Consider the following 26287-nt stretch of genomic DNA (forward strand, 5'->3'; position numbering starts at 1 on the left):
GCGGGTACATTCAGGAAAGGATTCGAGTGATGACGAAGGCGATCGAGTGCGTTAACGAGCCCATACGGCTCGTCGTGGTGAACGCAGGCGTAAACGATCCCTCGACAACGCGGATGCTGGCTGACCGCATCGCACAGAAGAGCATCGAACGTATCACTGGTACGGGAAAGACCGCCGTCCTTAGCGTCATCGACCTGGCTCCGCTTGCAGTCGATATTGCGCGTGCCGTGGTGGCCGGATTTCCCGAGGCCAAGGTGCAGTCCGTAATCGAAACGCTTGCCGGCGCGGATGCCGTCGTTGCCGCCACGCCAGTCTACAAGGCCGGTGTCAGCGGGCTGTTCAAGTCGTTCATCGATATCCTCGACAACGACTTGCTCATTGCCAAACCGGTGATCCTCGCCGCGACGGCCGGCACCGCCCGCCATGCGATGGTCGCGGACGCGCAGATGCGCCCACTTTTCGCGTTTCTGCGCACTTTTCCCGTGCCGACGTCGATCTTTGCTGCCCCGGAAGATTGGGGGTCGCCGGAGCTCGGCGGTCGCATCGATCGAGCTGCTACCGAGCTCACCCAGTTCCTGTTGAGTGGCACCAGCCGATCCATCGCGGACGCGGCATGGAAAGGCTATCAACACCAGTTCGCAGGCAATGCGGCGCGCGCGGAGCGCAGCGCTGCCGATGTCAATTTCGACACCGATCTGATGAAGCTGGCCGCAGGAGGGACGGCTGTAGAGCGGATGATCGTCAGAGGCTGAGGGAGCTGAATTTCCTTGCCCAATCCTTTGGCCTAGTTACCGCTTGCGGCCGCATCTGCATGCACAGGAAGAAGATCAACGTCTCGACCGTGCTCGCCGGTCAGAGGCTGGGAATCAAGGAGGTCGACGACGGCATTTGGCTCGTCAGCTTCATGCATTACGATCTCGGGTATATCGACTTGGAACAGAGGACCTTGCAGACCATCGACAACCCGTTCGGCACGAGGTTGTCACCCATGTCTTAGGTACAATCTGTTACCTATGTCTCCGGGTTGGACAAAGGTAGTTATGGTAGCGGGAGAGGGACTTGAACCCCCGACCCCAGGATTATGATTCCCGTGCTCTAACCAACTGAGCTACCCCGCCAGGGCGGCGAAGGCCCGAAATCCAGCTTAAATCGGCAGGCATATCGGCGCGTTCGCCAAGGTCGCGCGGATATAAGGTTGCGAGGCCAAGCCTGTCAAGCATCGAAGTGGCTGCCGCGCCGGCATATTGCTGGCCCCGAAAGCTTTGCCGGGCAGACATTTGGGCGCACAGGCCGGGGTTGAGTTCAGCGAGGCACGTCGCTATGTCTCGGCCACGAAAGTCATGGTCATGAATTGATGAAACCGCGCATTGCAGTCCTCGGTTGCGGATACTGGGGCAGCAACCACATCCGCACCCTAAAGGCGCTCGGCGCGCTGCATGCGGTTTCGGACGTCAACCCCGCGCGTGCGGAGGGTTTTGCCAGCGAGCAGGATTGCCTTGCGATAGAGCCGGAGGCGCTGTTTGCCCGCGACGATGTCGACGCCATTGTCATGGCGCTGCCGCCGCAGTTCCATGCCGACATGGCGGTGCGCGCCGTGCTCGGCGGCAAGGACGTGCTGGTGGAGAAGCCGATCGCGCTGACGGTGGCCGATGCCGAACGCTCGGTGCAGGCGGCCGCCGATAATGGCCGTGTCTTCATGGTCGGCCACGTGCTGCGCTTTCATCCCGCCTTCGAGACGCTGAAGGCGCTGATCGACAATGGCGAACTCGGCGAAGTCCGCTACATCCATTCGCATCGGCTCGGCCTCGGCAAGTTCCACACCGAAAACGACGCGCTATGGGATCTGGCGCCGCACGATCTGTCGATGATCCTGGCCATCACCGGCACCGAACCGGTCGAAGTGCGCGGCGAAGGCGCTGCTCTTCTCGACAATCTCAGCGACTTTGCGCATCTGCACATGCGCTTTCCCAACGGCCTGCGCGGCCATCTGTTCGCCTCGCGGCTCAACCCTTACCGCGAACGGCGGCTGACCGTTGTCGGCACCAAGGCGATGGCGGTGTTCGACGATGTCGAGCCGTGGGAGCGCAAGCTTGCCGTCTATCGCCACGCGGTGTGGCAGGACAGCGGCCAATGGGCGTTCACCGCCAACGAGCCGTCCTATGTCGCGGTCGGTGAAGGCATGCCGCTGACGCGCGAGCTGGAGCATTTCATCCACTGCATCGAGACGCGGGCCGAACCGCGCACCAGCGGCGAGGAGGCCATCCGCGTGCTGCGCATCCTGACCGCCGGCACCGTCGCCCATACAAGGCCCGCCCATACAAGGCCCTAAGAGAAAACGCCGTCTATTCGGCGGGAACCCGCGCCGGCTGGACGGCAAGCCGCGTCAGCATCGCCTCGGCCTCGGCGCCGCGCTCGGAGCGCTCGATGAAGCCGCCGCCGAACACGCGCGCCTCGTTGCCATCGTCGGAATAGAGCACGCAAGCCTGACCGGGCGCGATGCCGGATTCGCCGTCGACCAGTTCCACCGAAGTGACACCGGCGCGGTGATGCAGCACGGCCGGGCGCGGCGGCCGCGTCGAGCGCACCTTGGCGAAAAGCTCAAGCCCGGCCGCCGGGATAGCGGTCAGCGGGCCATCGCCCAGCCAGTTCATGTTGCGCAAGAAGATCTTGTGGGTCTCCAGCGCCTCGCGAGGGCCGACGACGACGCGGGCCCGGTCGGCGTCGAGATGAACGACGTAGAGCGGCTCGCCCGAGGCGATGCCGATGCCGCGGCGCTGACCGACGGTGTAGCGCAAAATGCCCTCGTGGCGGCCAAGCACGCGCCCGTCTATATGGACGATGTCGCCTGGATTGGCGGCAGCCGGCTTCAGCTTGGCGATGATGTCGGAATACTTGCCCTGCGGCACGAAGCAGATGTCCTGGCTGTCCTGCTTGGCCGCAACCGTCAGTCCCATCTCCTCGGCGATGGCGCGAACCTCAGGCTTCGACAGGCCGCCGAGCGGAAAACGCAGATAGTCGATCTGTGCCTGGGTGGTGGCGAACAGGAAGTAGCTCTGGTCGCGGTCGGCGTCGACCGGCCGGTAAAGCGCGCGGTGGGCGCCATTGGCGCCGGAACGGATGTAGTGGCCGGTCGCCAGCGCGTCGGCGCCGAGTTCCTTGGCGGTCGCAAGAAGGTCGGCGAATTTCACCGTCTGATTGCAGGAAACGCAAGGGATCGGCGTTTCGCCGGCGACATAGCTCTCGGCGAACGGGTCGATCACCGCCTTGCGGAAGCGCTCCTCGTAATCGAGGACGTAATGCGGGATGGCGAGCGTCTCGGAGACGCGGCGGGCATCGTCGATGTCCTGGCCGGCGCAGCATGAGCCGGCCCGGTGCGTTGCCGCGCCGTGGTCATAAAGCTGCAGCGTGACACCGACGACGTCGTAGCCCTCGCGCTTCAGGAGGCCGGCAACGACCGACGAATCGACACCGCCCGACATGGCGACGACGACGCGGGTGTTTTCGGGGCGTCCGGGAAGATCGAGGCTGTTCATGGTTCTTTCGTTCTGCGCGGCGCTTCAATGCCAATGGCCGGAATATAGGTCAAGCGTCTCGGCTGCGCCAGCTTTGCCGGGCCGGCTCATTTTTCCTGCCGGGTTCAATGCGCTTGCCGGCAGATGTTTCAAATGCCGATGAAAAGGCTAACGCCGCGTTCATGATCCTTACCTAACCATTAGGGTCTGCTTAGGCAAATTTTAAAGCTGTGGCGGTAATGTGGTGGGGATTGGGTCTTTGAGTTTTTTGTAGAGAGTACGATGACCGATCTAATTAGACCGCGAGTCAAATATGTTATCGGGCCGGACGGCAGCCCACTTACCATCGCCGATCTGCCGCCGACGAACACACGTCGCTGGGTTATCCGGCGCAAGGCGGAAGTGGTGGCGGCGGTGCGTGGCGGGCTTTTGAGCCTCGAAGAGGCATGCCAGCGCTACAAGCTCACCACCGAGGAATTCCTGTCCTGGCAAGCGTCGATCGACGAATACGGCCTTGCCGGCCTGCGCACCACGCGCATCCAGCAATACCGGCATTAGGCCGATAAGGGCGCTGATCAGCGCCCTTACGTCTGCGAGGGGCGACGATCTGCAATTTCAGACCGTCAGCACCACCTTGCCGATCGGCCTGGTGGCGAGAAAGGCATGGGCGGCACCGGCCTGTTCGAGGGGAAACGCCTTTGCCACGTGGACGGCCAGCTTTTTCGCGTCGATCAATTTGCCGAGCTCCACCAGAGCGGCACGGTCGGGCACTACGGACATGCGCTCGACGTGGATGCCTCGCGTCCTGGCCTTTGCCTTGGTGGCATCGCTGACATCGAGCAGCGACACCAGAACGCCGCCGGCAGTGAGCACTTTCAGTGATTGCTCCGCATGCACGCCGCCGAACGGGTCCAGAACCAGATCGATGTCGCGGGCCTTCGCGGTGAAATCATCCCTTGTGTAGTCGATCACCTCGTCGGCGCCGAGCGAGCGGACGAAATCGAGCTTTTCCGGGCTGGCGGTCGCGACGACGTAAGCGCTGTGCGCCTTGGCGATCTGCACCGCCAGGTGGCCGACGCCGCCGGCTCCGGCGTGGATCAGCACGCGCTTGGCAGAATCGAGCCGGCCATGGCGGACAAGGCCTTGCCAGGCCGTCAGGCCGGCCAGCGGCAGCGCGGCGGCTTGCGCGTGATCTATGCCTTCAGGTTTCGGCGCAAGCTCATCAGCCGGGACAGCGGCGAGTTCGGCGTAGGCTGCCGCCTGTTTGGGAAAGCGCGGCATGCCGAACACGGCATCGCCGACCTTGAGGCCGGAGACGCCGGAGCCCAGCGCCTCGACAGTCCCCGAAACATCCCAGCCAAGGACAAAAGGCGGCTCGCCAAGCAGCGGATAGTGGCCGCCGCGCACCGCACCATCGACCGGATTGATGCCGGCCGCTTCGATGCGGACGAGCACTTCGCCGGCTTCGGGTGATGGCGCGGGGCGATCGGCAATGACGAGGACATCGGGTCCGCCGAAGGAATTCTGGATAATGGCACGCATGGAAGGCTCTCCTGCTGGTTTTGATGTGCCACTATCATTTGGATAGTTATTTTCTCTTGTCTAGTATGTACCTTGTTGATATATACACACCTCATGGATAGTGAAGATGTTTCCCCTTTTGGCTATGACGCCTTTCGGCGGTCGTGCCCGTCACACGCCGTGCTCGAGACGCTCGCCAGCAAATGGGTCTACCTGGTGATCTGTGCGCTGCGCCGGGGCCGGCTCCGCAACGGCGAATTGGCGCGCAAGCTCGAAGGCATCACGCCGAAAATGCTGACGCAGACGCTGCGTATCCTGGAACGCGACGGGCTTGTGCGGCGCGAGGTTTTCCCGGTCATTCCGCCGCGTGTCGAATATGAGCTGACCGAACTTGGCCAGAACCTGGCAGGACTGCTCAATCAGATCAGAGCCTGGTCGGAGCAGCATGTGCCCGACATCAAAAATGCGCGCGCACGGGCGGCGGAACAGCAAGTAGATCTGGATGCCTGAGGCGGGCACAGTCGGTGCGCAGCAATAGCGCACAAGCGCGACGCGCGTTAGAGTCTTGTTTTCAGCCGATCATGGCGCTGCGGCCGCCGGCTTCCGTGTCGCGCGCCTTGGTGTCGCGCGATTCCAGCATCTCGGCCTTGGAAAGCTCCGCTTCGGCTTCGCTCAGCAATGATTCGGCGACATTTCGCTGCTGGGCGAGGTCGCTTTGCGAATTTCTAAGGTTGTCGCGGCGCAGACGTGCCGCCTTGGCGAAGGTCGGATAAGCAAAGTGATTGATGTCGGTGATGCCGGCCTTCTTCTCTTCGGCAGCAATCTGAAGTTCCAGCTCGACGGCCATGCGCTCGAATTCGGCGATCATCATGTCGAGCTGCAGCAGCTGCCGCCGCTTCTCGCTCACCTGAAATTGCTTCAGCCGAACGAGGTTTTCACGTGACTTCATGATTCGGTACTCCCGGAAACGCACACCTGCACATATCGTCCAATTCACCCGGCAAGGCCCAGGCTTGACCCGTTTCCACCGGCTTTCCCCGAACTATGGGAAACAAACTCCTAAAGTTTTTTGCCGGCGGTAACCATTCGTTTACGGGCATTGTTAATCATACGGCTCAGGACTTAAGGGCGGGTAAAAATTCTGCTTCTCGTCGGGAAACCCGGCCAACGAGTCCGAAGAGTCGCTTAGTCTGGCTTATTAATGTGCTGCATTAACGGTTTGGGTCTGTGATTCGTTATTGGATTCAACAAGGTGTAGAAAGGGGTTAAAAAATCTGATACCGTCATGGACGGGGAATTAGGTTTTATTAACCATTCGATGGCAGCCTCTGCTCAGGCAATCACTGCTCCGGTCCTGGACGGGTCGTGAAATGGTCCGGCAGCAGAAAAGGGGAATGAAATGCGCGTTCTGCTGATAGAAGACGACAGTGCAACCGCACAAAGCATCGAGCTGATGCTGAAATCGGAAAGTTTCAATGTCTATACGACCGACCTTGGCGAAGAGGGCGTCGATCTAGGCAAGCTTTACGATTACGACATCATTCTCCTCGACCTCAATCTCCCCGACATGTCGGGCTATGAAGTTTTGAGAACACTTCGCCTGTCCAAGGTGAAGACGCCGATCCTCATCCTCTCCGGCATGGCCGGCATCGAGGACAAGGTGCGCGGCCTCGGCTTCGGCGCCGACGATTACATGACTAAGCCCTTTCACAAGGACGAACTGGTCGCCCGCATCCATGCCATCGTGCGGCGTTCCAAGGGCCACGCCCAGTCGGTCATCACCACCGGCGACCTGGTGGTCAATCTCGATGCCAAGACCGTTGAGGTCGGTGGCCAGCGCGTGCATCTGACCGGCAAGGAATATCAGATGCTGGAACTGCTCTCGCTGCGCAAGGGCACCACGCTGACCAAGGAAATGTTCCTTAACCATCTCTATGGCGGCATGGATGAGCCAGAACTGAAGATCATCGACGTCTTCATCTGCAAGCTGCGCAAGAAGCTTGACGCCGCGTCTGGCGGGCAGAATTACATCGAGACCGTCTGGGGCCGCGGCTATGTGCTGCGTGAGCCCGAAGATATCCGCGTCAGCGCCTGAACTAGGGGCGTGATCCCAAGGTGGGCGCCGATTTTTTCGGAAAAGAACCCGGCAAAACAACAAGATAGAGCCGATCCGATTTTCGTCGGAATGGAACAGCTCTGATCAGGCGGCAATCTTCAAGGCGCGGAAGCACTCGAGCAGTTGCGGCCGGTTGAACGGCTTCAGCAGGTAGCCCTGGGCGCCGGCTCGTTTTGCCCGCATGATCGCCCCGACATCGACCTCGACCAGCGAAATCAAAACCTGCGGCAATACCGGGCTTTCCATGGCGCGCAGGCGGCGGATGAGGTCCTGCGCCTGCATGTCCGGCAAGGCGCCGTCGACGACGATGATATCAGGCATGTCGGCCGCGCACATCTCGATCGCCTCGTGGCCGCTGGCGGCTTCGATCACCATCATGCCGGAACCGCCCAGGATACGCCTTGCGACCTTCCTGATGACGCTCGAATTGTCGACGAACATGCAGCGTTTCATTCCGGGACCCTCTTTGCCATGCGGCGAACCGGCAGCGTCGTGGCATCTGCCGGGGAACATAGGCCGATCTGGTAAAGAAGCCGAAAAGCCGTTAGGTAAAATTTTCCTGAAGGTGTTTTAAGTGAAATCTTCTTTCGCAATGCTTCACGCAATCAATCCGCAAGCCCGCCCACAGATGTTAGGACAACGCCGCAAATATGACTTGAGAAAAATACTTTCCCCGCTCTTTAGGAGAACTTCAGGCTGCGGAAAGGACGATCTCGTCGGCGGTCGCATGGATCGAAATCGTCATGTTGGCTTCGCGGGCCAGGAGCAGCGTGTAATAGGGCTGCACCGAATGCGCGTCGATCGGCTCTTCCGGCCTGTGGCCGGAATGCAATTCCAGGAATTTGGGCGGCACGCGGAGCATCGGGCCGCTCGCCGCGAGCGCAAAGCGCGGCTCGGTCTCGAGGTTCTCCAGCGTGACCACCAGCCTGCCGCCGCGCGGAATGGCGGCGTTAGCGACGAGGATGAGATTGAGCAGCAGCTTGACCTTGTTCTTGGGCAACAGTGCGCGGGTTCCGTTCCAGATCAGTTCCGGCTTCTCGTTCTTCAGGAAGGCGATGGCCACGGCCTCGGCGTCCCCGGTGTCGATCAGCATGCCGGCGGAACCGGCGGCGCCGAAGGCGATGCGGGCGAATTGCAGGCGGGCGGAGGCGTTTTTGGCGCTTTGGCGGATCAGCTTCATGGCGTCTTCGTCGGCGCCGCCTTCGTCGAGCAGCTCAAGCCCGTTGTTTATGGCGCCGACCGGCGAAATGATGTCGTGGCAGACCCGGCTGCACAGCAGCGCTGCCAGATCGGGTGCGGAAAGGGTGAAAAGCTCGGCCATCGGCAAAAATCCCTGCAAATTTCACAACACAATGACCGGGCGATCATGATCACGCCTGTCCACACGAATCACGCTCTCTCCCAAGCATTCTGAATACACAGCGCTTGTGCGTGCAGCAACAAATCCGAAATCATGATTGTCGAAAATGGCGTGTTCACGCAGCAGGGTGCTGCGCGGGCGATGTGAAAACAGCCTTCGAACCGCCATCTTCATGTGGGAGTTTAATGGTTGAAAAAGGATTACGGCATAGTTTGCCCCTAACAGTCATCCTTAACGGCCGCCAAAGAGCCGTACGGGTGCGAGGCGTCGGCGAAAGTGCTCCCTGACGGAGATTGGAAGCATGGTTTCCCGATTCTACGACCGGACTTTTTTCCGTGTCATCTCAATGACGATCGCGCTCATCGGCCTTGTCGCCTTTTCGGCATCGGCGGCGCGGGCGCAGGAATACACCGCGCAGGAGATCGTCGATTCCGGTCATAAATTCTTCGGCGCTACATCGGGCGGGCTCGCCACCGTCGTCGAGAAGATTTTCGCCACCTATGGCCTGCCGAACGGCTATCTGCTCGGCGAAGAGGGGTCCGGGGCGCTGATCGGTGGCCTGACCTATGGCGAAGGCACGCTCTACACCAAGAATGCCGGCGACCACAAAGTGTTCTGGCAAGGCCCTTCGCTCGGCTGGGATTTCGGCGGCGAGGGCTCGCGCGTCATGATGCTGGTCTACAATCTCGACGATGTGAGCAGCCTCTATAATCGTTTTGGCGGCGTCGCCGGCTCCGCCTATGTCGTCGCCGGCGTCGGCTTCAACGTGCTGAAGAACAACAATGTGCTGCTCGTGCCGATCCGTACCGGCGTCGGCGCCCGTCTCGGCGTCAATCTCGGCTACCTCAAGCTCACCCAGCGCGCGACCTGGAATCCGTTCTGACACCTGCATGATGGCGCCACTGCGATTGGAGCTGTGATCCCACGGTCTGAGCTTTGCCGCGGCATACTCTTGCCGTGGCGCCGGATTTCCGTCATGCGAAGATGGCAAAGTCGACCTTTGGCGGTTGCCATGCACAACGGATAGTCATCTTGGTCCAGTCGATCCTGTTCTTTGTTCTCGGCTTTCTCTGCGCCGGCTTCCTGGCGCTGATGATTGCTCCGGCCGTGTGGCGGCGGGCGGTGGCGCTGACGCGCAAGCGCGTCGAGGGCTCGATGCCGTTGACGCTGGCCGAGATCCAGGCGGACAAGGATCGCATTCGCGCCGAGTTCGCGGTTTCGGTGCGCCGGCTTGAAATGACCGTCAAGTCATTGCGCGAGAAAGCCGCCGAACAGCTGGTCGAGATCGGCCGCGACCGCGAAGCCCTGAAGGAATTGGCGGCCGAGCGACAGGACAAGAACCGGGTCGTCGCCGATCTTACAGCCAGCGGCGAGGAGCTTCGCAAGCGCGATGAGCAACTGCAGCAGCTGTCGGAACGGCTTGCGGAGACCGAGCGCGCCCTCGAAAAGCGCGGGCTCGAACTGCGGAAACTGGAGCACATGTATGACGACGCCAGTTTTTCATCCAGCAGCAGGCAGATCGAGCTGGTGGCGCGCGAATCCGAGCTGCAGAAGTTGGCAAGCGACATTTCGCTGCTGCGCGGCCAGCGCAAGGAGGCGGACAGGCGCAGCCAGGAATTGGCAGCCGAAAGCAAGGTTTTGCGGGACGCGCTGAAGGCCGAGAAGAAAAGAACCGGCGACCTGGAAAAGAAGGTCGAACGCCTGCTCGCCTCGCTGGCCGATCGCGAGGACAGGCTCGAGCGCCGCGAGAAGGAACTGGTGCGCCTTCGCGAAAAGCCGAAAGGCGCTGAAAGGGCGCCTGCGGTGGGTCTTGCCGGCGTGCCAGGCACCCAGGTCAATGTGGCCGCCAACGGCGACATCGAACAGACAACCGCCAAGCTCGACGCCGACCGCGAGCGGCTGGAGGCCAGGCTGACGTCGCTGGCACGCGAGAACAGACGGCTGAAGACAGATCTTGCTGCCGTCGAAACGTCGAAATCGCGGACCGGAGACGATACCGGCAGCGCCAGCGCGGCATTGCGCGAAGAGATGAACGATCTGGCGGCGCAAGTCGTGGCCTTGACGGCAAAGCTCGACGGGCCGGATTCGCCGATCGCCCGGGCGCTTGCAGCGCCTGAGGATACGCGGCCGGGGAGCGGCGGACGCAGCCTTGCCGATCGGGTGCGGGCGCTGCAGAAGGCCGCTTCGACCGACTAAGATTCCACAAGCGCGAGCGGGACGCCCCGGCTCTAAATTAGGCTCCGGAAAAATGATGCAGCGCGATGGCTGATGCGGCGGCGACGTTCAGGCTGTCGAAGCCCTGCGCCATACCGATCCGCAGAGTCTGCAGGCGGGCAAGCAGGCTTTCCGGCAGGCCTTCGCCCTCGGTGCCGAGATAGAGCGCCAGCCGCTCGTTTCTCTTGGCATCGCGAATGTCGATCTGCCCGCGCGGCGACAAGGCGAATTGGCTGAAGCCTTGCCGGTCGAGCATTGCGGTGCAGCCGGCGGTATCGGCAAAGCAGGCGAAGGGGACTTTCAAGGCCGCGCCCACCGAGACGCGGATTGCCTTGCGGTACAACGGATCGCAGCAGGTCGGATCGAGAAGCGCGGCATCCGCGCCAAAGGCGGCGGCATTGCGGAAGATCGATCCCATATTGTCATGATTGGCGATGCCGACCAGCACCACGATCAGCGCGCGGGCGGGCAGTGCGCCGAGCAAAGCTTCAGCGGAGACGGCCGCGCCCTTGCGGCCGATCGCCAATATGCCGCGATGCATGTGGAATCCGGCAATCCTGTCCATGACTTCGCCGGATGCGACATAGATCGGAAGCCCGGCAGGCGCCTTGCGCAGGACGTCATCGAGGCCGGCCAGCCGGTTCTCGAGCACCAGCACCGATTCTGCCTCGAAGCGACGGGCGGCAAGCAGCGTGTCGAGCACCACCTTGCCTTCGGCGACGAAACGGCCCTGCCGGCCGGCAAGATCGCGTTCCCGGATGTCGAGATAGGCGGCGACGCGAGGATCCTGCGGGTCGTCTATGCGGATCGGATTCATGGCTTCCTCGGCGGATCTTGGCGTCGGCCGCGAATCGGGATTCGGCTTCGGAAGGCATGATGCCGGATCCGAAGCTCTGACCGTATCTCAGCGTCCAAATGGATGCACGCCGTTCTAACGGTCAAATCCAATCACAAGGCGCCGGGCCGAGACGCCTTGCCTGGCCTCCTGGCGGCATGGAGATATTGATTCCCGCGGCACGGCACTTCGGCCAAGCCGCTTCAATGCAGAATTTCGATGGGGCGAAGGAACCCCACGGGGCCATGCCGCGTCATAGAGGCGGGCTCCTGCTGCGGTCCTGGGACGACATCGATGATCAGGCTCCTCCTCGTCTTTGCCGCCACACTTGCCCTCGCATGCGGCGTGGCCCGCGCGGCCAAGCTCGATCCAGCCACCGTCAATCAGTCCCAATTCACTATCGGCGAACCGAAGGGTGTCGATCCGATGCTGCTGAAGGCGCAGATCCTTCTGGATCGCGCCCGCTTCTCGCCGGGCCTCATCGACGGTCGCCTTTCCCGGAACTTCGCCAAAGCCGTCGCCGCGTTTCAGGCGGCAAACGGACTTCCGCCCGATGGCAAGCTCAGTCCACAAACCTGGAGCAAACTCATCGCAACCTCCGCCAAGCCGGTGCTGGTGACCTATGAGGTGATGCGCAAGGATGTGCGCGGACCTTTCACCAGGCGTATTCCGGCTCGCTTGGAGAGGATGGCCCGCTTGCGGCGGCTCGGCTACCGCAATGCGGTGGAGAGGTTGGCCGAGCGCTTCCACGTCAGCGACCAATTGCTGCGAATGCTCAATCCGGGCACCAGCCTCAGGAAACCAGGCAGGACCTTGGTGGTGCCTGATGTCGGCAGAGGCGACCCTCCCGCCGGCGTCGCCACCGTCGAGGTCGACAAGGGCGCTCGCCTGGTGCGTGTGCTCGACCGTGCCGGCAAATGGCTGGCGGTCTACCCCGCCTCGATTGGGAGCGACGAGAAGCCGGCGCCAAGCGGCATGGCGGAGGTCAGGCGCGTGGTGCACAACCCTACCTATCATTACGATCCGGACTTCGCTTTCAAGGGAGTCAAGACCAAGCGGCCCTTCACCATCGCTGCCGGGCCGAACAACCCCGTGGGATCGATCTGGATCGATCTCTCCATCGAAAGCTACGGCATCCACGGCACGCCCGAACCGGGCAAGATCGGCACGACCTTTTCGCATGGCTGCATCCGGTTGACCAATTGGGATGCCGAAGACCTTGCCTCCATGGTGCAGCCGGGCACGAAGGTCGAGTTCAAGGACGAGATTGCGCAGGCCGCCGACGAGCGCGTTCAGTAGCAAAGCGGACTTGGCAGCAAAGCGGATTTGGCGGGGCATTCTCCGCCTCGGCCGCTCAGGTCCCGGCGCGACGCAGCCGGTGCGCCATCTGCGACAGTTCACCTTCGCCGAAAATGCCGTCCAGCATGTGCAGCAATTCGCGCACCGCCGCGGACTTGCAGGAATAATAGATCATTTGCCGGTCGCGGCGGGTCTCGACAAGGTCGGAAGCCCTGAGCTTGGCCAGATGCTGTGACAGGGCGGATTGGCTGAGCGATACCTTCTCGGCTATGGCGCCGACCGACATCTCGCCCTCGGCCAGATAGCTCATGATCAACAAACGTTTTTCGTTGCCCATCAGCGTCAGAAACGCAGCCGCGGTTCCGGCGTTGGCGACTAGTTTGTTCGAGACCATAGATCCCCCATGCCTTCTTGCTCATCCGCCGCTATGGGGGCAATAGCGTCGGATTCCATAGACTTTCCCTATAGATGCACGCCAGCGATTCAGCGTCACTCGCAAAGGTAGAACATTTCGCTCAAATCTCAAGGCTTGCTTTCCACGCAAGCCGATTAACTGTGCGGCTGTGATTAATTTGCCGATCGGGCAGCCTTGGCCATGTCAACCAGGACAGGCCTGAGGTCGCGCGCCGCTCTCAGCGGCTCGGGGAAAAAGACCCGGCAGACATTGTCGCCCGATACGAGATCCATCCCGTCGGCGTCGAACCCGGTGACGATCCAGCCGTCACTCTCGGCCCCGCCGAAATGACTTGCGTAGAGGGCAATCGCATCGAGATGGTCGGCGTTGATGTGGTCGAGCGCCGATTGCTCGCCGGCGGCAAGCTCTTCGACGATCGCTCCCGTCACGACCAGATCGGTGCGGTCGAGCAGATAGGCCTTGCCGAAGCCGCCGTTCAGGCTGGCGCGCTCCGGTTCGAGCCGGAAAATCGAGAAGTCGCCGAGCCCGGCATAGAGTTTTGCCTTGGGGTTGCGGTTGAGGTAGCGCCGCTCGGCACGGGCGTGTTCGTTCGCTCCGCGTTCGAGCCGCACGGCGCGGCAGACGAGCGTCAATCGCGGATGCGCCAGCGGATCGCCCTTGCCGGGTTCGCCGACGAGCAACGAGCAGCGCGGGTCGGCAAGGATGGCGCCGGTATGGGTGGACAGCATCGATACCAGGATCAATGGCGTGCCGTCGATGTCTGTGGCGACGCCGACCCGGCTGGCCAGCGGCGAACCGGTTCCTGGTTCGAGCACTGCCAACGCGCCGAAACGGGCGCTGCGGATCAGCGTCTTTGCCAGCCTGATCGCCTCGGTATCGGTCGCGCGGATCACGTCTTTCCTGGGTTCGTCCAAGGCATCACCGTCGCATTTATTTCGGCGCCATGCGGATGGCGCCGTCGAGGCGAATGGTCTCGCCGTTGAGCATCTGGTTCTCGATGATGTGCAAGGCAAGTGCCGCGTATTCCGAAGGCTCGCCCAAACGGGAAGGGAAGGGCACAGCGGCGCCGAGCGAATCCTGCACCTCCTGCGGCATGCCGGCCATCATCGGCGTCCTGAAGATGCCGGGTGCGATGGTGCAGACGCGAATGCCGGAGCGGGCGAGATCGCGCGCCACCGGCAGCGTCATGCCGACGACGCCGGCCTTGGACGCGGAATAGGCGGCCTGGCCGATCTGGCCGTCATAGGCTGCGACCGACGCGGTGTTGACGATGACGCCGCGCTCGCCGCCCTGCAGCGGCTCGAGCCTGGCGGCGCGGTCGGCGACCAGGCGGATCATGTTGAAGGTGCCGATCAGATTGACCTCGATCACCTTGCGGTATTGATCGAGCGGATGCGGTCCGTCCTTGCCGATCGTCTTCATGCCGACAACGATGCCGGCGCAATTGACCAGGATGCGCGGTGCGCCGAGCGTCTCTGCCGCTTCCGCGACTGCGGCGGCACCGCTCTCGGCGTCGCTCACATCGCATCGGACGGCGATGCCGCCGATGTCAGCCGCCACCTTGGCCGCACGCTCGATACCGAGATCGAGAACGGCTACCCTGGCGCCGCCGGCGGCAAGAGCGCGCGCCGTCGCCTCGCCAAGGCCGGAGCCGCCACCGGTGACGATCGCAATCTGGCCGTTCGGGTTCATCTCGACGTCCTCCTCCGTGCCCAGACTATGCCGCCAAGCCACCGTGCGACAGCACCGGCACGGTCATGCCATCGCGGCGATGTGCGCGGCAATCCTTGCCTGGTCGGCGTGGCAAACCTCGCCCGCCAGCCTCGCCAACGCGCCCGGCACGATCTCGTGCGCCAAAAGCCGGTCGGGGTCGACCGGACGCGGCATCGAGATCTGCCCCCGCGGCAGCCTCCTGAAGCCGAGCGGGCCGTAGTAGGGTTCGTCGCCGACCAGCATCACCGCCGGCGCGCCGGCCTTGGCGGCGGCTTCCAGCGCGATTGCCACCAGCCGGCGGCCGATGCCGAAATTCTTGAAGGCCGGCCGCACAGCGAGCGGCCCGAGCATCAGCGCGCGGCCAGCGCCGGCGGCGATGCGCGTCATCCGTACCGAGGCGACGACGATTGTGCCATCGACGGCCACGAAGGACAAAGCCCGTTCATGCGGGCCACCTTGGCGGATCTTGTAGGCGGCGAGCACGAAACGACCTGGCCCGAAGGCCTCGTCATTGATGGCTTCGATTTCAGGATCGTGCGCCGGAGTTTCCGGCAGGTATTTCACGTCGGCCAGGTATTTCAAGTCGGCAAGGCTCATGGTCTTTGCGTTCCGGTATGCGAGGAAAGGTTTGCTGCAAGCGGCAGCGTTCGCCAGTCAGCGCTTCATCAAGCGCGGGCGCTCTTTCGTCGTCGGTCGAACCGGATCATGGCAAAGTCGAACATGCGGATGTCCGCTAGCACCAATTTTCAGCCGCCGCAATCGGCCCGCGCAGCCGACGCGCACTCGACGACGCAGCCGTTGACGATCTGTTCAGCATCGGGGATTTCCGCGGCGCCGCTTGGTGCCCTACATCGAGCAGGAACGCGAAAGGATATTGCATGGGATTGCTAGTCGAAGGCCAATGGCAGGACCGCTGGCACGATAGCGGGGAGAGCGGCGGCAGGTTCGTGCGGGCACAGTCGCAGTGGCGCGACTGGGTGACCCGCGACGGCACGCCGGTCGAAGGGCGAAAACGCGGCTTCAAGGCCGAGCCCGGCCGCTATCACCTCTATGTCTCGCTCGCCTGCCCGTGGGCGCATCGGACGCTGATCTTTCGCGTGCTCAAAAAACTCGAGGACGTGATTTCCGTCTCGGTCGTCCATCATTTCATGGGCGCCGACGGCTGGACGTTCCTGGCCGAGGACGGCGCCACCGGCGACACGCTCTACGGCCTCGATTTCCTGCACCAGATCTACACCAGGGCCGATCCCGGCTATTCGGGCCGGGTCACCGTTCCGGTGCTGTGGGACAAACGCGAGCAGACCATCGTTTCCAACGAATCCTCCGAGATCATCCGCATGCTCAATTCGGCCTTCGACGAATGGGGCGATGCCAGGCTCGATTTTTATCCGCAACCGTTGCGCGGCGAGATCGATGCGATCAATGCGCTGGTCTATCCCGCGGTCAACAATGGCGTCTACCGTGCCGGCTTCGCCACCACGCAGGCAGCCTACGAGGAGGCGTTCGGCGAATTGTTCTCGGCGCTCGACACGCTGGAGGACCGTCTGTCAAGGCAGCGCTATCTCGTCGGCGGCCGCATCACCGAGGCGGACTGGCGGCTGTTCACGACACTGGTCCGCTTCGACCCGGTCTATATCGGCCATTTCAAGTGCAATCTGCGCCGCATCGCCGACTATCCGAACCTGTCGAATTACCTGCGCGATCTCTACCAGGTGCCGGGCGTCGCCGGCACGGTGAATTTGCACCACATCAAGGCGCATTATTACGGCAGCCACGAGACCATCAACCCGACGCGCATCGTGCCGGTCGGGCCGGAGCTGGACTACGGCGCGCCGCATGACCGGGACAGGTTCAGGAAGGCGGCGTGAAATCAGCGATCTAGCGGAAGGTCTCGGAGTCCATCTTTGCCCTTCTAACGAGTTCAGCTTTCAATATGGTATTTCCAAATCGATTGGAGTAGCCGAGCGACGTTGCAAGGAACGCAACGATGCCGCTGATCATGACGATCACGACCGACATCTGGGGCGGGATTGCGCGTAACAATCCCGACGGCAGAAGCACAGCCATTCCCAAAATCATTTCTATCAGGGTTGAGAAGCCGACCATTTTCCAGAATTCAGTGCGAGTAAAAAGCTGAGCATGTCGCTTTATAAAAACGAAATATGTCACGAATGCCGCAACTAATTGTATTGTGAATTGGATGAATATTCCAACTTTTGCTAACATGTATGGATCTATCCAAGAACTATTGTCGAAATTAACGCTATAACGGAAAATGATATCACATTAATTCCCGTGTAAAGTGATACATAGAGCGCGATTCTAAATCTATCGTTTTGGCAGTGTTGCATTTTTTCTCCTCATCGCTCAGCATTTATCTCTCTGAGAACAATGAATGCTGCCGGTCTATACCGACGCAGCCAAAGCTGTTGAAGAGATGATCTACCAGTAAGGCGATGCCGAATTCCCCCCAAAAACTTCGGCAATCCGCCGCAGCGTCGCCGGTGTCGTGCCCTGGGGCAAGCGGTCGAGCGGGAAGAAGCCGGCTTCGGCGATCTCGCGGTCGGGCAGCTTGGGCGCTGTCTGGTTGAACTCCTCGACCAGATAGAGGCCGACATGGTCGCGGCGGCTGGCGCGGCGGTTGAAATGCAGCGACTTCAGCACCGGCGGTCCGGTCAGCGCGATGTTGCCTTCCTCGAAGACTTCGCGTGTCAGCGCTTCGATCATCGTCTCGCCCAACTCGACGCCACCGCCCGGAAGGTGCCAGCCCGGGACATAGGTGTGGCGGATGAGGAAGACGGAATTGGAGCGGCGGTCGTGGATCAAGCCGCGCACGCCGAGCGTCATCGGCCGCCGCAGCACGAAGTACAGGTGAAACAGCCTTGCCCTGAAGCCCGGCCAGCCGGTCTGACGCAGGGCTTGCTCCGGATCCGGCGTCGTCATCGTCCGCGAAACCGTGAGTGGAAAGCCGCGCGCGCCTCGCTTATGAAGAAAAGATGTTCAGGCTCGCGCATATTTCCGATGTCCATCTGGGGCCGCTTCCCGATGTAACCTATCGCGATCTCGCCTCCAAGCGCGTGGTCGGTTACGTCAATTGGCAGCGCAACCGCCGCCGCTACATGCATGATGCAGTCATCGACACGATCGTCGCCGACATGAAGGCCAGCGGGCCGGACCATCTCACCATCACCGGTGACCTGGTCAATCTGGCGCTCGACGGTGAGCTCGAGATGGCCAAGCATTGGCTGGAGACGCTGGGCTCGCCCAATGACGTGTCGGTGGTGCCTGGAAACCATGACGCCTATGTGCCGGGCGCCTTCGACAAGACCTGCCGGTCGTGGGCGGCGTGGATGACCGGCGACGGCGTCAATACGCCGGTCGACCGCAACACCTTTCCCTATTTGCGCGTACGCGGCAATGTTGCGCTGGTCGGCGTCACGACGGCGCGCGCCACGGCTCCATTCATGGCCAACGGCTTCTTTCTGGAAGGCCAGGCGGAAAGGCTGCGCGGCATCCTCGACGCCACGAGCAAGCAGGGCCTGTTCCGGGTGATCATGATCCACCACCCGCCGGTGCGCGGCGCCGTTTCGCAGAACAAGCGGCTGTTCGGCATCTCGCGCTTCCACAAGGTTCTTCACCGGCACGGCGCCGAGCTTGTGCTGCACGGCCATTCGCATGTGCCGTCGCTGTTCTTCATCGGCGCCCGCAAGATCAAAATTCCGGTGGTCGGGGTCGCCGCCGCGGGGCAGGCGCCCGGCAGTTCGCATGCGCCGGCGCAATACAATCTGCTCGACATCGACGGTGAAAAGGACAATTGGCGGATCAGGCTGACGCGCCGCGGCCTGACCGGGCCGGCATTGCCGCCCAGCGACCTGCAGACAATGGAGCTTGGCGTGGGGGCCGAGGCCACGCTTGCCGGGGCGCGGTGAACTCAGATGGGAGCGTCTCGCCGGTCGTCAGCCGCACTCTGCGACGCCAAGTGACATCACTTGGCTGCAAATGCTTTAAAAGCTGATTTTCATCGCGACGATGCGGTCCCAGAACAGCACGAGCGAAATCGCCAGGCCGACCAGGGCGCCGGCGGCGATCAGGCCGAGGCCCGAGAAGAACGCCGACCAGCCGTTGCTGCGCGCAGGGACATGCAGCGGCGGCTCAGCCTCCGCCACCAGGGCGCGTTTCAGGCCGGCGACGGCCTGCTCGATGCCGCCTTCCATCATCCTCTGGCGTTCGACGACGCGCTCGGCGACATAGCGCGTCACCTGGTCGGCAACGACCTTCATGTCGGTCGATTCGGCGAGGACGACGCGGCCAATGCGCGTGTCCTTGAGAAAGCGGTAGGTGCGACGGTCGCGTCCCATGGCGACATGGCTGACGGCGTCGATCCACAGCCGTGGCTGCAGGCCGGACGAGACGGCGAAGTCGAAACTGTCCATGTCGGTGGGTACGTCGCCGAAAACCGACGCGAGTTCGGCGGCAAGCAGATCGAGCCGCATGCGATGCGCTTCGCGCATGTCGACGACGACGTCGTCGCGGTCGGCGAAGGCGTTCTTGACGTCGCGAATGGCATCGGACAGTTTTCGCGACTGATCGATCTGGGTGATGTTCTCGCCTGCGTCCTTCATCGGCGTTGCCTCGCGGGGTTTGGTTAACACCGAATTAACACAGCCGCCGGCAAATTGCACTTGCGAGATCGATGAGCGGGCAAGGGTTCGCTGGAGCAGCACCAGCGCCGCCGCCGTGCCTGCGCGAAGACCGATCAGCTCGCCGCAGCGGCGAATCCCGGACGAAGCCGCCTGCTGCGGCGTCGCATATTGCGACGGACGGCCTCGACGACCAGGCCGGGCGCCTCCGCGACCAGCATATGGCCGGCTTCCAGCACGTGGTGCAGATGAAAATGCTTCGGCAGGCTGTCCGCCTGGCTGACGGGCAGCATCGCGTCGTCGGTTCCCCAAACCACCATGATTGGCATATTCAGCGTTTCAAGCCGCTCGTTCGGGATGACGCCTTGCCGATCATCCCTGGTCATGGCGGCTGCGAGCTCGACAAGTGTACGCAACTGGCCGGGACGTTGGCGCATCTCGTTGACGAGTTCGACTCTATGCTGCGGCAGCCGGCTTTGCGGTCCTGACATGGCGGCAAGACAGGCGCGGATTTCATCCGTGCCGGCAGCGGCGGCGTAGCGACGCAGCAGCGGACCATTGATCTCAGGACCGAAACCGCCCGGCGCCAGCAGCGTCAGCGACGCCATTCTTTCGGGCTCGCTCAATGCCATCAGGGCGGCCACGGCGCCGCCCATCGAATGACCGACGAGATGAGCCCGCTTTATCCCGCGAGCGGAAAGATCGGCAAGGACGGCACTGGCTGCAATCCTGGCCGGACCGCCGCCCGGAAAATCGAGCGACAGCCCATGTCCCGGCAGATCATAGGCCAGGGTCCGCGCGCCGGGCGCCAGAGACTCGGCCACATCGCGCCAGTCGTCGTGGCAGCCACCGAAACCATGCAGGAAGGCAATCGTTGTCGGGCCGGTGCCCCGTTCGGCGGCGTAAAGGGAAGGGATCATGCAAACTTTATGGCTTGGTGCCGGAATCAATCAGGATGCCGGGGCGGTCTTATGCGGGGATCAGTCTTTTGCGGGGGTCAGACTTATGTGGAGATCAGCCTATGCGGGATCAGACCTATGGGGCATCAGATTGGCCGGTTCAAATTGTGTCTGAATTGCGCTTTGGCCGTCCGGATGGCCAGTAAAATCTTCGCGATCACCTGACGTCGTGCACGCGCCGGGAGACGTCAGCTGGCGCCGCCAAGCCCGGCGGCACGCAGGGCCTCCACCAGCCGGTTGGTCAGATCGGCGGGATATCTTCGCTCGACGAAGGTTGTGCGCGGATCGGCTGCGAATTTCGGAAATTTGGTGGTCAGTTCCTGCAGCAGCCTGCTCGCCAGCTTCTCGCGGCCGGCAGCCTTGGCGCCGATCAGCCGCGCCGCCAGATAATGCGATTTCATTTCAGTCGTTCGCAAGCCGTCGCTGGCAAGCGTGGCCCTGTTCATGTCGCCCATCATGAACTCTCCGGCGAACAGCCCGTAATCCCACCATGTCGGATGGGCGCTGGCGATGTCCACCGCGTGAGCAAGGATCGGGGCGCCCTCGCTGTACTTGCCGGCGAAAACCAGCCCGTAGCCGTAGGCGGCGGCCATTGCGAGATCGTAGGGATTGAGCTCATAGGCCTTGCGCATCCAGCGGATCGATTCCGCGGAATTGCCCATGCGCGAATTGAGGTAACCAAGGGCGCGGTGCGCGTAGGGGCTGGTCGGGCCCATCTGGATGGCGCGATGGGCAAACGTCATGGCTTTGTCGATCGTCGCGTCGGCGGGGTAGGGATAGTGGTCGGTGACCGCTTCGAGATGCAAGGACGCGAGTTCCGAATAGACGAGCGACGACTTCGCCTCCCGGTTGGCAAGATCTTCGAGGCAGCGGTAGGCGGCTTCATGCGTCTGGGCATTCTGGTCGAGATAATATTTGCCGTTGAGCACCAGACACGCCGTCAGCCCGGTCTGGATGCCGCTCTGCTCGATGTAGTTGTAGATCGTGCCCGAGGCGGGAAGAGCCGAGGTCAAAATGCCGGAGATCTGGTCCTCGATGGCGGTGTTCGCGCTGTCGCTGGCGGTCAGGTTGCGTGAGAGCAGCACGCGGCCGGTCGCCACGCTTTGCAGCTCGAGCATGATGTCGCCGCTACGCGGCCCGGGCAGGACATCGAATACGAAGCTGGCGGCGTCGGTTACTGGATCGGGCGGGCTGTCGGCATCACGGCCGATGAAATTGATGGTATCGAAGCCGCTGAGGCCGGCGCGCAGCGATGCGGCGACACGGCGAGCCAGGTCGCTGTCGGCCTTGACGGCGATGTAGACCCGGGGGAGGTTTTCGACGGGAGGCGCTGCAATGCTGCCGGTCGCCACCGCGGTCTCGACCGCCGTGTCGCCGCCGGTCAGCAACACCACGCTACCCTGGCGAAGGATCAGCACACCCAGCATGAGAATGACCAGCGCGATCGCCAGCCAGAAGAACTGCAAATGCCGCTGCAGCGAAGGTGCAGCAGGGGCGACGGCTGGAACGCTCAGCAATGCAGCCGGATGTGCCCGGTTGCGGGCATCTTCCGGCGATCCGGGCGGGGCGTTTGTCGCCTCCTCTGTCGCCGGCTGCGGCTTGCTCTCTGCCTCAGCCTCTGCCGGCAAGCGAATGGCGTTGAGTTCGTACGACGGAACATAGCCGCCACGCGGAATGGCGATGCGGACCGGTTCGGCAACGCCCTCATTGGCGAAATACTGCTGCAGAAGCTCGCGCAGCCTGCCGGCCTGCACCCGCACCACCGCATCGGTCGACGGGTCGAAATCGCCGTCCTTGCCGAAGACGTCCATCGCGATGGAGAAGCCCTTGAGCCTGTCGGCTTCGCCTGCCTGCTCGCGCTCGACCAGGTAGCGGAGCAGCTTGCGCGCGCGCTCGGATCGTCCGAACGTTTCGCTGGCAAGCAATCGCTCCAGCGTTTCGCGCACTGCGGGGGCGGCAGGCGTGGTATGCTGCAAGTGTCGATCCCTTCGAATTCGGCACAGGTTGAGGTACAATCATATCGCGCTGGCGCCGCCATACAAGCATCTGCTTATGGTGCGATAGCGTAACCACCGGATAAAATTTCCGGTGGGCTGATGGCGCGAGCCTGGCAGTCCCGGCTAGCCGCCCTTTCGGCCGACGATGCGGTTGGCCGCCGAAACCACGGCTTCGAGCGAGGCGGCGACGATGTTGGTGTTGATGCCGGCGCCGAACAGCTTGCCGCCCGGATGTTCCATCTCGACATAGGAAATGGCCGAGGCATTCGAGCCGCGCTGCATGGAATGCTCGGAATAATCGAGCACCGACATCGGCACCCCGACATGGCGCGACAGCGCATCGACGAAGCCGTCGATCGGGCCGGTGCCGGTGCCTGATATGGTCACCTCCTTGCCCCTGTCGAGGATCACCGCTTCAACCACGCGCCGGCCCTTGACCTCGGTGTCGGGGTAGGTGTGGTGGTCGAGGAACTTCAGCCGCGCGCCGGGCTGGTCGACATAGGTGTCGAGGAAGCGCTCGTAGATGCGCCTGGCCGGCACCTCCTTGCCTTCGGCGTCGGTGATCGCCTGGATGGCCTGGCTGAACTCGATCTGCAGGTTGCGCGGCAGGTTGAGGCCGTAATCCGCATGCAGCACATAGGCGATGCCGCCCTTGCCGGACTGCGAGTTGATGCGGATGATGGCTTCATAGCTGCGGCCGACATCGGCCGGGTCGATCGGCAGATAGGGCACCTCCCAATGCGGCGTGTTGGCCTTGCGCAGCGCCTTCATGCCCTTGTTGATAGCGTCCTGGTGCGAGCCGGAAAAGGCGGTGTAGACGAGCTCGCCGACATAGGGATGGCGCTCGGGGATCTTCAGCTGGTTGGAGTATTCGTAGACGTCCTTCATGCGGTTGATGTCGGAGCAGTCGAGCCCGGGATCGACGCCTTGCGTGTACATGTTGAGCGCCAGCGTCACGATGTCGACATTGCCGGTGCGCTCGCCGTTGCCGAACAGCGTGCCTTCGACGCGGTCGGCGCCCGCCATCAGGCCGAGTTCGGTGGTGGCGATGCCGGTGCCGCGGTCATTGTGCGGATGCAGCGAGATCAACAGGTTCTCGCGGTTGTCGAGATTGCGGCACATCCATTCGATGCGGTCGGCGTAGATGTTGGGCGTCGACATCTCGACCGTGGAGGGCAGGTTGATGATCAGCTTGTTCTCCGCCGTCGGCTTGACGATCTCGGTGACGGCGTTGCAGATCTCCAGCGCCACTTCGAGCTCGGTGCCGGTAAAGCTCTCCGGCGAATATTCGAAACGGTAGCCGCCGCCGGCCTTGGCCGCCATGTCGGTGATCATCTTGGCCGCGTCGGTGGCGATGCGCTTGATGCCGGCGACGTCCTTCTCGAAGACGACGCGGCGCTGCAGCTCGCTGGTCGAGTTATAGAAATGGACGATCGGATTGGTGGCGCCCTTCAGCGCCTCGAAAGTGCGGGTGATCAGTTCGGGCCGGCACTGCACCAGCACCTGCAGCGAGACGTCGGCGGGCACGTTGCCTTGTTCGATGCACCAGCGGGCGAAATCGAAGTCGGTCTGCGAGGCCGACGGGAAGCCGATCTCGATCTCCTTGAAGCCCATGTCGAGCAGCAGGGCGAACATGCGCGCCTTGCGTTCCTGGCCCATCGGATCGATCAGCGCCTGGTTGCCGTCGCGCAGGTCGACCGAGCACCAGATCGGCGCCTTGTCGATCACTTTCGAAGGCCAGGTGCGATCGGCAAGACCGACGGTCGGATAGGGCTGGTACTTGCGGGCAGCGTCCGGCATGCCCCTCGCGGGCTTGGCGGTTTCCTCTACATTCAGACGGATATCTTCTCGTGCGTTCATCGTCTTTTCTCCCGGCGGCTCGCGGATCCAGCTTCAGGCGGATTGGTGGCGAGCGGCGCCTTTACCAGAATTTCGTTCGCTTGATGTGACGTGCCAATTTTGTGACTGGCCAAGGAGCGTGCGCGTGAGCGGCGAATTCGACCGCCGGGCGCTCCTTCAGCGAACCCGGCGATCGCCGATAAGGCCGAGAAGCAGCAGGGTGGAGGCAAACGCGCGGACGGTCTGGCCGGCAATGCCGGTCGGACGAGACGCAAAAGAGGTGGCGCGCGGGCTCATGCGGTTTTCATACAGGAGCGGGCAAAGCGAGGCAAGTGGGGGCATGGGAGATGGGTGAAGCTGCTTATTCCAGCCTCGCAAGACCTGGGTTCCTCGCCGTCGCGAAACGGGGGAGAGGAACCCAAGCTGCAATGAAGGCGCGGCGCCGACATGAAGCGATTTTTCCTGATTATAGCAACTTTGTTCTTGCTTTGTGCCGGCAGCTATGCTAGTAATTTGGGTATGGTGCTGACTGGCGCCGAGGACCCGCTGTCGTGGCGGGTTTTTTATTTCACGGTTTTGGCGTCACCTTTCGCGGACCCAGCCGCTCACCTGATCCAGTTGCTCTTCCCCGAGCCCGGCAAATGCGCCAGAGTCGATTGTCGGCGGGGGTGTAATGGCTCGCCGCCGGGAGGGATCGTCCATGAACTTCGTGTTCTTCTCGCCGCATTTTCCAGCCAATGGCGCCGATTTCTGCGACCGGCTGAAGAAGGCCGGCGCCACCGTGCTCGGCATTGGCGACGCGCCGTTCGATGCGCTGGACGGCAAATTGAAGGCAGCCCTTTCGGAATATTACCGCATCGACGACATGGAGGAGTACGAGCCGGTGTTCCGGGCGATCGGCCATTTCATCCACAAATGGGGCCGCGTCGACCGGTTCGAATCGCTCAACGAGCATTGGCTGGAGCTGGAAGCCAATATCCGCACCGACTTCAACATCTTCGGCACCAAGCTCGACTTCGTGAAGAATTTGAAACGCAAGAGCCGCATGCGGGCGTTCTTCCGCAAGAGCGGCGTCGAAACCATCCCGCAACGCAAGTGCTCCGACCGCGCCGGCGCCATGACCTTCATCCGCCGTGTCGGCTATCCCGTGGTGGTGAAGCCGGATTCGGGCTCTGGCGCCTCGAACACTTTCAAAATCTCCAACGCCGGCGAACTCGACAGCTTCTTCAGGGACAAGCCGGAAGGCGTCAGCTTCGTCATGGAGCAATTCATCGAAGGGCTGGTGGTGACCTATGACGGGCTGGTCAACCGCGACGGCGAGGTGGTGCTGGCCGCCAGCCACCGCTACGACCAGAGCGTCATGGAGGTGGTCAACCGCGACCGCCATATGAGCTATGTCTGTTTTCCCGAGATCAGCCGGGCGGTCGAGGAGGCCGGCAGGAAAATCCTCAAGGCGTTCGACGTGCGCGAGCGCTTCTTCCACATCGAGCTGTTCGAAACCAGGGACGACAGGGTCATCGCGCTGGAGGTCAACATGCGGCCGCCTGGCGCCTGGATGACCGATGCCATCAATTACACCTTCGATATCGATGTTTATGCCGCATGGGCCGACATGGTGGTCAAGGACGCCGCCGGCGGCCCTTACAGGGGCAAGTATTTCACCGCCTATGCCAGCCGCAAGCGGCACCTCAACTATGTGCACAGCCATGCCGACGTGCTGGCCGCCCATGGCGGCATGATCGTCCATCATCACGCCATCGAGGAGGTTTTCAGCCGCGCCATGGGAAACTACGCCTATCAGCTGCGCTCCACCGACCCGAAGGCGCTGCGCCGGGCGGTCGACTACATCCATGCGGAAAAGGCGTGA

The 26287-nt window shown here is 62.4% G+C and carries 27 protein-coding genes, 1 tRNA gene and 1 pseudogene; 13 read left to right on the forward strand and 16 right to left on the reverse strand.

Going from position 1 to position 26287, the window contains the following annotated elements:
* Positions 1-29: 29 nt before the first annotated feature.
* The gene (locus NKH93_RS01935) at positions 30-752 is read left to right on the forward strand and encodes a CE1759 family FMN reductase (protein WP_352814170.1); all 723 of its coding nucleotides are present in this window, start codon (positions 30-32) and stop codon (positions 750-752) included.
* A gap of 32 nt (positions 753-784) precedes the next feature.
* Positions 785-997 (forward strand): annotated as a pseudogene (locus NKH93_RS01940) (transposase); the annotation flags it as partial.
* Between the two features lie 44 nt (positions 998-1041).
* Here NKH93_RS01940 and NKH93_RS01945 read toward each other — a convergent pair.
* Positions 1042-1118 (reverse strand) — tRNA-Met (locus tag NKH93_RS01945).
* A gap of 236 nt (positions 1119-1354) precedes the next feature.
* Here NKH93_RS01945 and NKH93_RS01950 point away from each other — a divergent pair.
* Positions 1355-2329: a Gfo/Idh/MocA family protein gene (locus NKH93_RS01950; RefSeq protein ID WP_352452922.1), complete on the forward strand. Its 975-nt coding sequence runs from the start codon at positions 1355-1357 to the stop codon at positions 2327-2329.
* Positions 2330-2342: 13 nt separating this feature from the next.
* Here NKH93_RS01950 and mnmA read toward each other — a convergent pair whose 3' ends face one another.
* Positions 2343-3533, reverse strand: a complete 1191-nt coding sequence (mnmA, locus tag NKH93_RS01955) for a tRNA 2-thiouridine(34) synthase MnmA (protein WP_352456412.1) — start codon at positions 3531-3533, stop codon at positions 2343-2345.
* Positions 3534-3794: 261 nt separating this feature from the next.
* On the opposite strand from mnmA, the gene sciP reads away from it, so the two are divergent.
* Entirely contained in the window at positions 3795-4070 is a 276-nt protein-coding gene (sciP, locus tag NKH93_RS01960) for a CtrA inhibitor SciP (protein WP_023679563.1), read from the forward strand.
* Between the two features lie 57 nt (positions 4071-4127).
* On the opposite strand, the gene NKH93_RS01965 is transcribed toward sciP, so the two are convergent.
* Positions 4128-5054: an NADP-dependent oxidoreductase gene (locus NKH93_RS01965; protein ID WP_352849939.1), complete on the reverse strand. Its 927-nt coding sequence runs from the start codon at positions 5052-5054 to the stop codon at positions 4128-4130.
* Positions 5055-5147: 93 nt separating this feature from the next.
* Here NKH93_RS01965 and NKH93_RS01970 point away from each other — a divergent pair, with 93 nt between their 5' ends.
* Positions 5148-5543 carry a winged helix-turn-helix transcriptional regulator gene (locus tag NKH93_RS01970; RefSeq protein WP_352683855.1) on the forward strand — a complete coding sequence of 132 codons (396 nt, stop codon included), beginning with the start codon at positions 5148-5150 and terminating at the stop codon, positions 5541-5543.
* Positions 5544-5604: 61 nt separating this feature from the next.
* On the opposite strand, the gene NKH93_RS01975 is transcribed toward NKH93_RS01970, so the two are convergent.
* Positions 5605-5982, reverse strand: coding sequence for a flagellar export protein FliJ (locus NKH93_RS01975; RefSeq protein ID WP_023719275.1), 378 nt, complete (start codon positions 5980-5982; stop codon positions 5605-5607).
* Positions 5983-6432: 450 nt separating this feature from the next.
* Here NKH93_RS01975 and ctrA point away from each other — a divergent pair, with 450 nt between their 5' ends.
* Complete coding sequence (ctrA, locus tag NKH93_RS01980; RefSeq protein ID WP_006203583.1) at positions 6433-7128, forward strand: response regulator transcription factor CtrA; 696 nt, start codon at positions 6433-6435, stop codon at positions 7126-7128.
* Between the two features lie 105 nt (positions 7129-7233).
* Here ctrA and NKH93_RS01985 read toward each other — a convergent pair whose 3' ends face one another.
* Together NKH93_RS01985 and chpT are read right to left on the reverse strand one after the other, a co-directional pair.
* Positions 7234-7602 (reverse strand): response regulator, encoded by a 369-nt coding sequence (locus tag NKH93_RS01985; RefSeq protein ID WP_352452918.1) that lies wholly within the window; start codon positions 7600-7602, stop codon positions 7234-7236.
* A 238-nt stretch (positions 7603-7840) separates the two neighbouring features.
* Positions 7841-8470, reverse strand: a complete 630-nt coding sequence (chpT, locus tag NKH93_RS01990) for a histidine phosphotransferase ChpT (RefSeq protein ID WP_352452917.1) — start codon at positions 8468-8470, stop codon at positions 7841-7843.
* Between the two features lie 340 nt (positions 8471-8810).
* Here chpT and NKH93_RS01995 point away from each other — a divergent pair, with 340 nt between their 5' ends.
* Together NKH93_RS01995 and NKH93_RS02000 are read left to right on the forward strand one after the other, a co-directional pair.
* A complete protein-coding gene (locus NKH93_RS01995) occupies positions 8811-9392 on the forward strand; it encodes a DUF1134 domain-containing protein (RefSeq protein WP_023679557.1) in 582 nt (193 codons plus the stop codon).
* 149 nt (positions 9393-9541) lie between these two features.
* Entirely contained in the window at positions 9542-10705 is a 1164-nt protein-coding gene (locus NKH93_RS02000; RefSeq protein WP_352767289.1) for a coiled-coil domain-containing protein, read from the forward strand.
* Positions 10706-10742: 37 nt separating this feature from the next.
* Here NKH93_RS02000 and NKH93_RS02005 read toward each other — a convergent pair whose 3' ends face one another.
* Complete coding sequence (locus tag NKH93_RS02005) at positions 10743-11540, reverse strand: TrmH family RNA methyltransferase (protein ID WP_352502237.1); 798 nt, start codon at positions 11538-11540, stop codon at positions 10743-10745.
* Between the two features lie 312 nt (positions 11541-11852).
* On the opposite strand from NKH93_RS02005, the gene NKH93_RS02010 reads away from it, so the two are divergent.
* On the forward strand, positions 11853-12857 hold the full coding sequence (locus NKH93_RS02010; RefSeq protein ID WP_352918134.1) for a L,D-transpeptidase: 1005 nt from the start codon (positions 11853-11855) through the stop codon (positions 12855-12857).
* Positions 12858-12912: 55 nt separating this feature from the next.
* Here NKH93_RS02010 and NKH93_RS02015 read toward each other — a convergent pair whose 3' ends face one another.
* The 4 genes from NKH93_RS02015 to NKH93_RS02030 all read right to left on the reverse strand — a co-directional run bounded on the left by NKH93_RS02015 (position 12913) and on the right by NKH93_RS02030 (position 15582).
* A complete protein-coding gene (locus NKH93_RS02015) occupies positions 12913-13251 on the reverse strand; it encodes an ArsR/SmtB family transcription factor (RefSeq protein WP_023679553.1) in 339 nt (112 codons plus the stop codon).
* A gap of 173 nt (positions 13252-13424) precedes the next feature.
* Positions 13425-14186: a HugZ family pyridoxamine 5'-phosphate oxidase gene (locus NKH93_RS02020; protein ID WP_352822358.1), complete on the reverse strand. Its 762-nt coding sequence runs from the start codon at positions 14184-14186 to the stop codon at positions 13425-13427.
* Between the two features lie 16 nt (positions 14187-14202).
* Positions 14203-14964, reverse strand: a complete 762-nt coding sequence (locus NKH93_RS02025; protein WP_352822361.1) for a 3-hydroxyacyl-CoA dehydrogenase — start codon at positions 14962-14964, stop codon at positions 14203-14205.
* A 63-nt stretch (positions 14965-15027) separates the two neighbouring features.
* Positions 15028-15582: a GNAT family N-acetyltransferase gene (locus NKH93_RS02030; RefSeq protein ID WP_352815212.1), complete on the reverse strand. Its 555-nt coding sequence runs from the start codon at positions 15580-15582 to the stop codon at positions 15028-15030.
* 281 nt (positions 15583-15863) lie between these two features.
* On the opposite strand from NKH93_RS02030, the gene NKH93_RS02035 reads away from it, so the two are divergent.
* Together NKH93_RS02035 and NKH93_RS02040 are read left to right on the forward strand one after the other, a co-directional pair.
* A complete protein-coding gene (locus NKH93_RS02035; protein ID WP_352822365.1) occupies positions 15864-16853 on the forward strand; it encodes a glutathione S-transferase family protein in 990 nt (329 codons plus the stop codon).
* A 119-nt stretch (positions 16854-16972) separates the two neighbouring features.
* Positions 16973-17122 (forward strand): hypothetical protein, encoded by a 150-nt coding sequence (locus NKH93_RS02040; protein WP_352469691.1) that lies wholly within the window; start codon positions 16973-16975, stop codon positions 17120-17122.
* A 305-nt stretch (positions 17123-17427) separates the two neighbouring features.
* Here the strand turns inward: NKH93_RS02040 and NKH93_RS02045 are convergent, their stop codons facing one another.
* Positions 17428-17928, reverse strand: coding sequence for an NUDIX domain-containing protein (locus tag NKH93_RS02045; RefSeq protein ID WP_352918130.1), 501 nt, complete (start codon positions 17926-17928; stop codon positions 17428-17430).
* Positions 17929-17981: 53 nt separating this feature from the next.
* On the opposite strand from NKH93_RS02045, the gene NKH93_RS02050 reads away from it, so the two are divergent.
* Positions 17982-18914: a metallophosphoesterase family protein gene (locus NKH93_RS02050; protein WP_352918128.1), complete on the forward strand. Its 933-nt coding sequence runs from the start codon at positions 17982-17984 to the stop codon at positions 18912-18914.
* Positions 18915-18989: 75 nt separating this feature from the next.
* On the opposite strand, the gene NKH93_RS02055 is transcribed toward NKH93_RS02050, so the two are convergent.
* The 4 genes from NKH93_RS02055 to leuA form a co-directional block, all read right to left on the reverse strand.
* Entirely contained in the window at positions 18990-19607 is a 618-nt protein-coding gene (locus NKH93_RS02055) for a hypothetical protein (RefSeq protein WP_352918127.1), read from the reverse strand.
* Between the two features lie 134 nt (positions 19608-19741).
* A complete protein-coding gene (locus tag NKH93_RS02060; RefSeq protein ID WP_352918125.1) occupies positions 19742-20545 on the reverse strand; it encodes an alpha/beta fold hydrolase in 804 nt (267 codons plus the stop codon).
* A gap of 227 nt (positions 20546-20772) precedes the next feature.
* Positions 20773-22560 (reverse strand): tetratricopeptide repeat protein, encoded by a 1788-nt coding sequence (locus tag NKH93_RS02065; protein ID WP_352918123.1) that lies wholly within the window; start codon positions 22558-22560, stop codon positions 20773-20775.
* 144 nt (positions 22561-22704) lie between these two features.
* Positions 22705-24441, reverse strand: a complete 1737-nt coding sequence (gene leuA, locus NKH93_RS02070; protein WP_352918121.1) for a 2-isopropylmalate synthase — start codon at positions 24439-24441, stop codon at positions 22705-22707.
* A gap of 679 nt (positions 24442-25120) precedes the next feature.
* Between leuA and NKH93_RS02075 the strand changes: the two genes are divergently transcribed.
* Positions 25121-26287 (forward strand): ATP-grasp domain-containing protein, encoded by a 1167-nt coding sequence (locus tag NKH93_RS02075; protein WP_023679540.1) that lies wholly within the window; start codon positions 25121-25123, stop codon positions 26285-26287.

The organism is Mesorhizobium sp. M0954, assembly GCF_040319155.1.
GTDB lineage: Bacteria > Pseudomonadota > Alphaproteobacteria > Rhizobiales > Rhizobiaceae > Mesorhizobium.

Coding starts and splice junctions, on each gene's coding strand:
- NKH93_RS01935 (WP_352814170.1), top strand. CDS start 30: ATGACGAAGGCGATCGAGTGCGTTAACGAGCCCATACGGCTCGTCGTG.
- NKH93_RS01950 (WP_352452922.1), top strand. CDS start 1,355: ATGAAACCGCGCATTGCAGTCCTCGGTTGCGGATACTGGGGCAGCAAC.
- mnmA (WP_352456412.1), bottom strand. CDS start 3,533: ATGAACAGCCTCGATCTTCCCGGACGCCCCGAAAACACCCGCGTCGTC.
- sciP (WP_023679563.1), top strand. CDS start 3,795: ATGACCGATCTAATTAGACCGCGAGTCAAATATGTTATCGGGCCGGAC.
- NKH93_RS01965 (WP_352849939.1), bottom strand. CDS start 5,054: ATGCGTGCCATTATCCAGAATTCCTTCGGCGGACCCGATGTCCTCGTC.
- NKH93_RS01970 (WP_352683855.1), top strand. CDS start 5,148: ATGGATAGTGAAGATGTTTCCCCTTTTGGCTATGACGCCTTTCGGCGG.
- NKH93_RS01975 (WP_023719275.1), bottom strand. CDS start 5,982: ATGAAGTCACGTGAAAACCTCGTTCGGCTGAAGCAATTTCAGGTGAGC.
- ctrA (WP_006203583.1), top strand. CDS start 6,433: ATGCGCGTTCTGCTGATAGAAGACGACAGTGCAACCGCACAAAGCATC.
- NKH93_RS01985 (WP_352452918.1), bottom strand. CDS start 7,602: ATGAAACGCTGCATGTTCGTCGACAATTCGAGCGTCATCAGGAAGGTC.
- chpT (WP_352452917.1), bottom strand. CDS start 8,470: ATGGCCGAGCTTTTCACCCTTTCCGCACCCGATCTGGCAGCGCTGCTG.
- NKH93_RS01995 (WP_023679557.1), top strand. CDS start 8,811: ATGGTTTCCCGATTCTACGACCGGACTTTTTTCCGTGTCATCTCAATG.
- NKH93_RS02005 (WP_352502237.1), bottom strand. CDS start 11,540: ATGAATCCGATCCGCATAGACGACCCGCAGGATCCTCGCGTCGCCGCC.
- NKH93_RS02010 (WP_352918134.1), top strand. CDS start 11,853: ATGATCAGGCTCCTCCTCGTCTTTGCCGCCACACTTGCCCTCGCATGC.
- NKH93_RS02015 (WP_023679553.1), bottom strand. CDS start 13,251: ATGGTCTCGAACAAACTAGTCGCCAACGCCGGAACCGCGGCTGCGTTT.
- NKH93_RS02025 (WP_352822361.1), bottom strand. CDS start 14,964: ATGAACCCGAACGGCCAGATTGCGATCGTCACCGGTGGCGGCTCCGGC.
- NKH93_RS02030 (WP_352815212.1), bottom strand. CDS start 15,582: ATGAGCCTTGCCGACTTGAAATACCTGGCCGACGTGAAATACCTGCCG.
- NKH93_RS02035 (WP_352822365.1), top strand. CDS start 15,864: ATGGGATTGCTAGTCGAAGGCCAATGGCAGGACCGCTGGCACGATAGC.
- NKH93_RS02040 (WP_352469691.1), top strand. CDS start 16,973: ATGCCGCTGATCATGACGATCACGACCGACATCTGGGGCGGGATTGCG.
- NKH93_RS02045 (WP_352918130.1), bottom strand. CDS start 17,928: ATGACGACGCCGGATCCGGAGCAAGCCCTGCGTCAGACCGGCTGGCCG.
- NKH93_RS02050 (WP_352918128.1), top strand. CDS start 17,982: ATGTTCAGGCTCGCGCATATTTCCGATGTCCATCTGGGGCCGCTTCCC.
- NKH93_RS02055 (WP_352918127.1), bottom strand. CDS start 19,607: ATGAAGGACGCAGGCGAGAACATCACCCAGATCGATCAGTCGCGAAAA.
- NKH93_RS02060 (WP_352918125.1), bottom strand. CDS start 20,545: ATGATCCCTTCCCTTTACGCCGCCGAACGGGGCACCGGCCCGACAACG.
- leuA (WP_352918121.1), bottom strand. CDS start 24,441: ATGAACGCACGAGAAGATATCCGTCTGAATGTAGAGGAAACCGCCAAG.
- NKH93_RS02075 (WP_023679540.1), top strand. CDS start 25,121: ATGAACTTCGTGTTCTTCTCGCCGCATTTTCCAGCCAATGGCGCCGAT.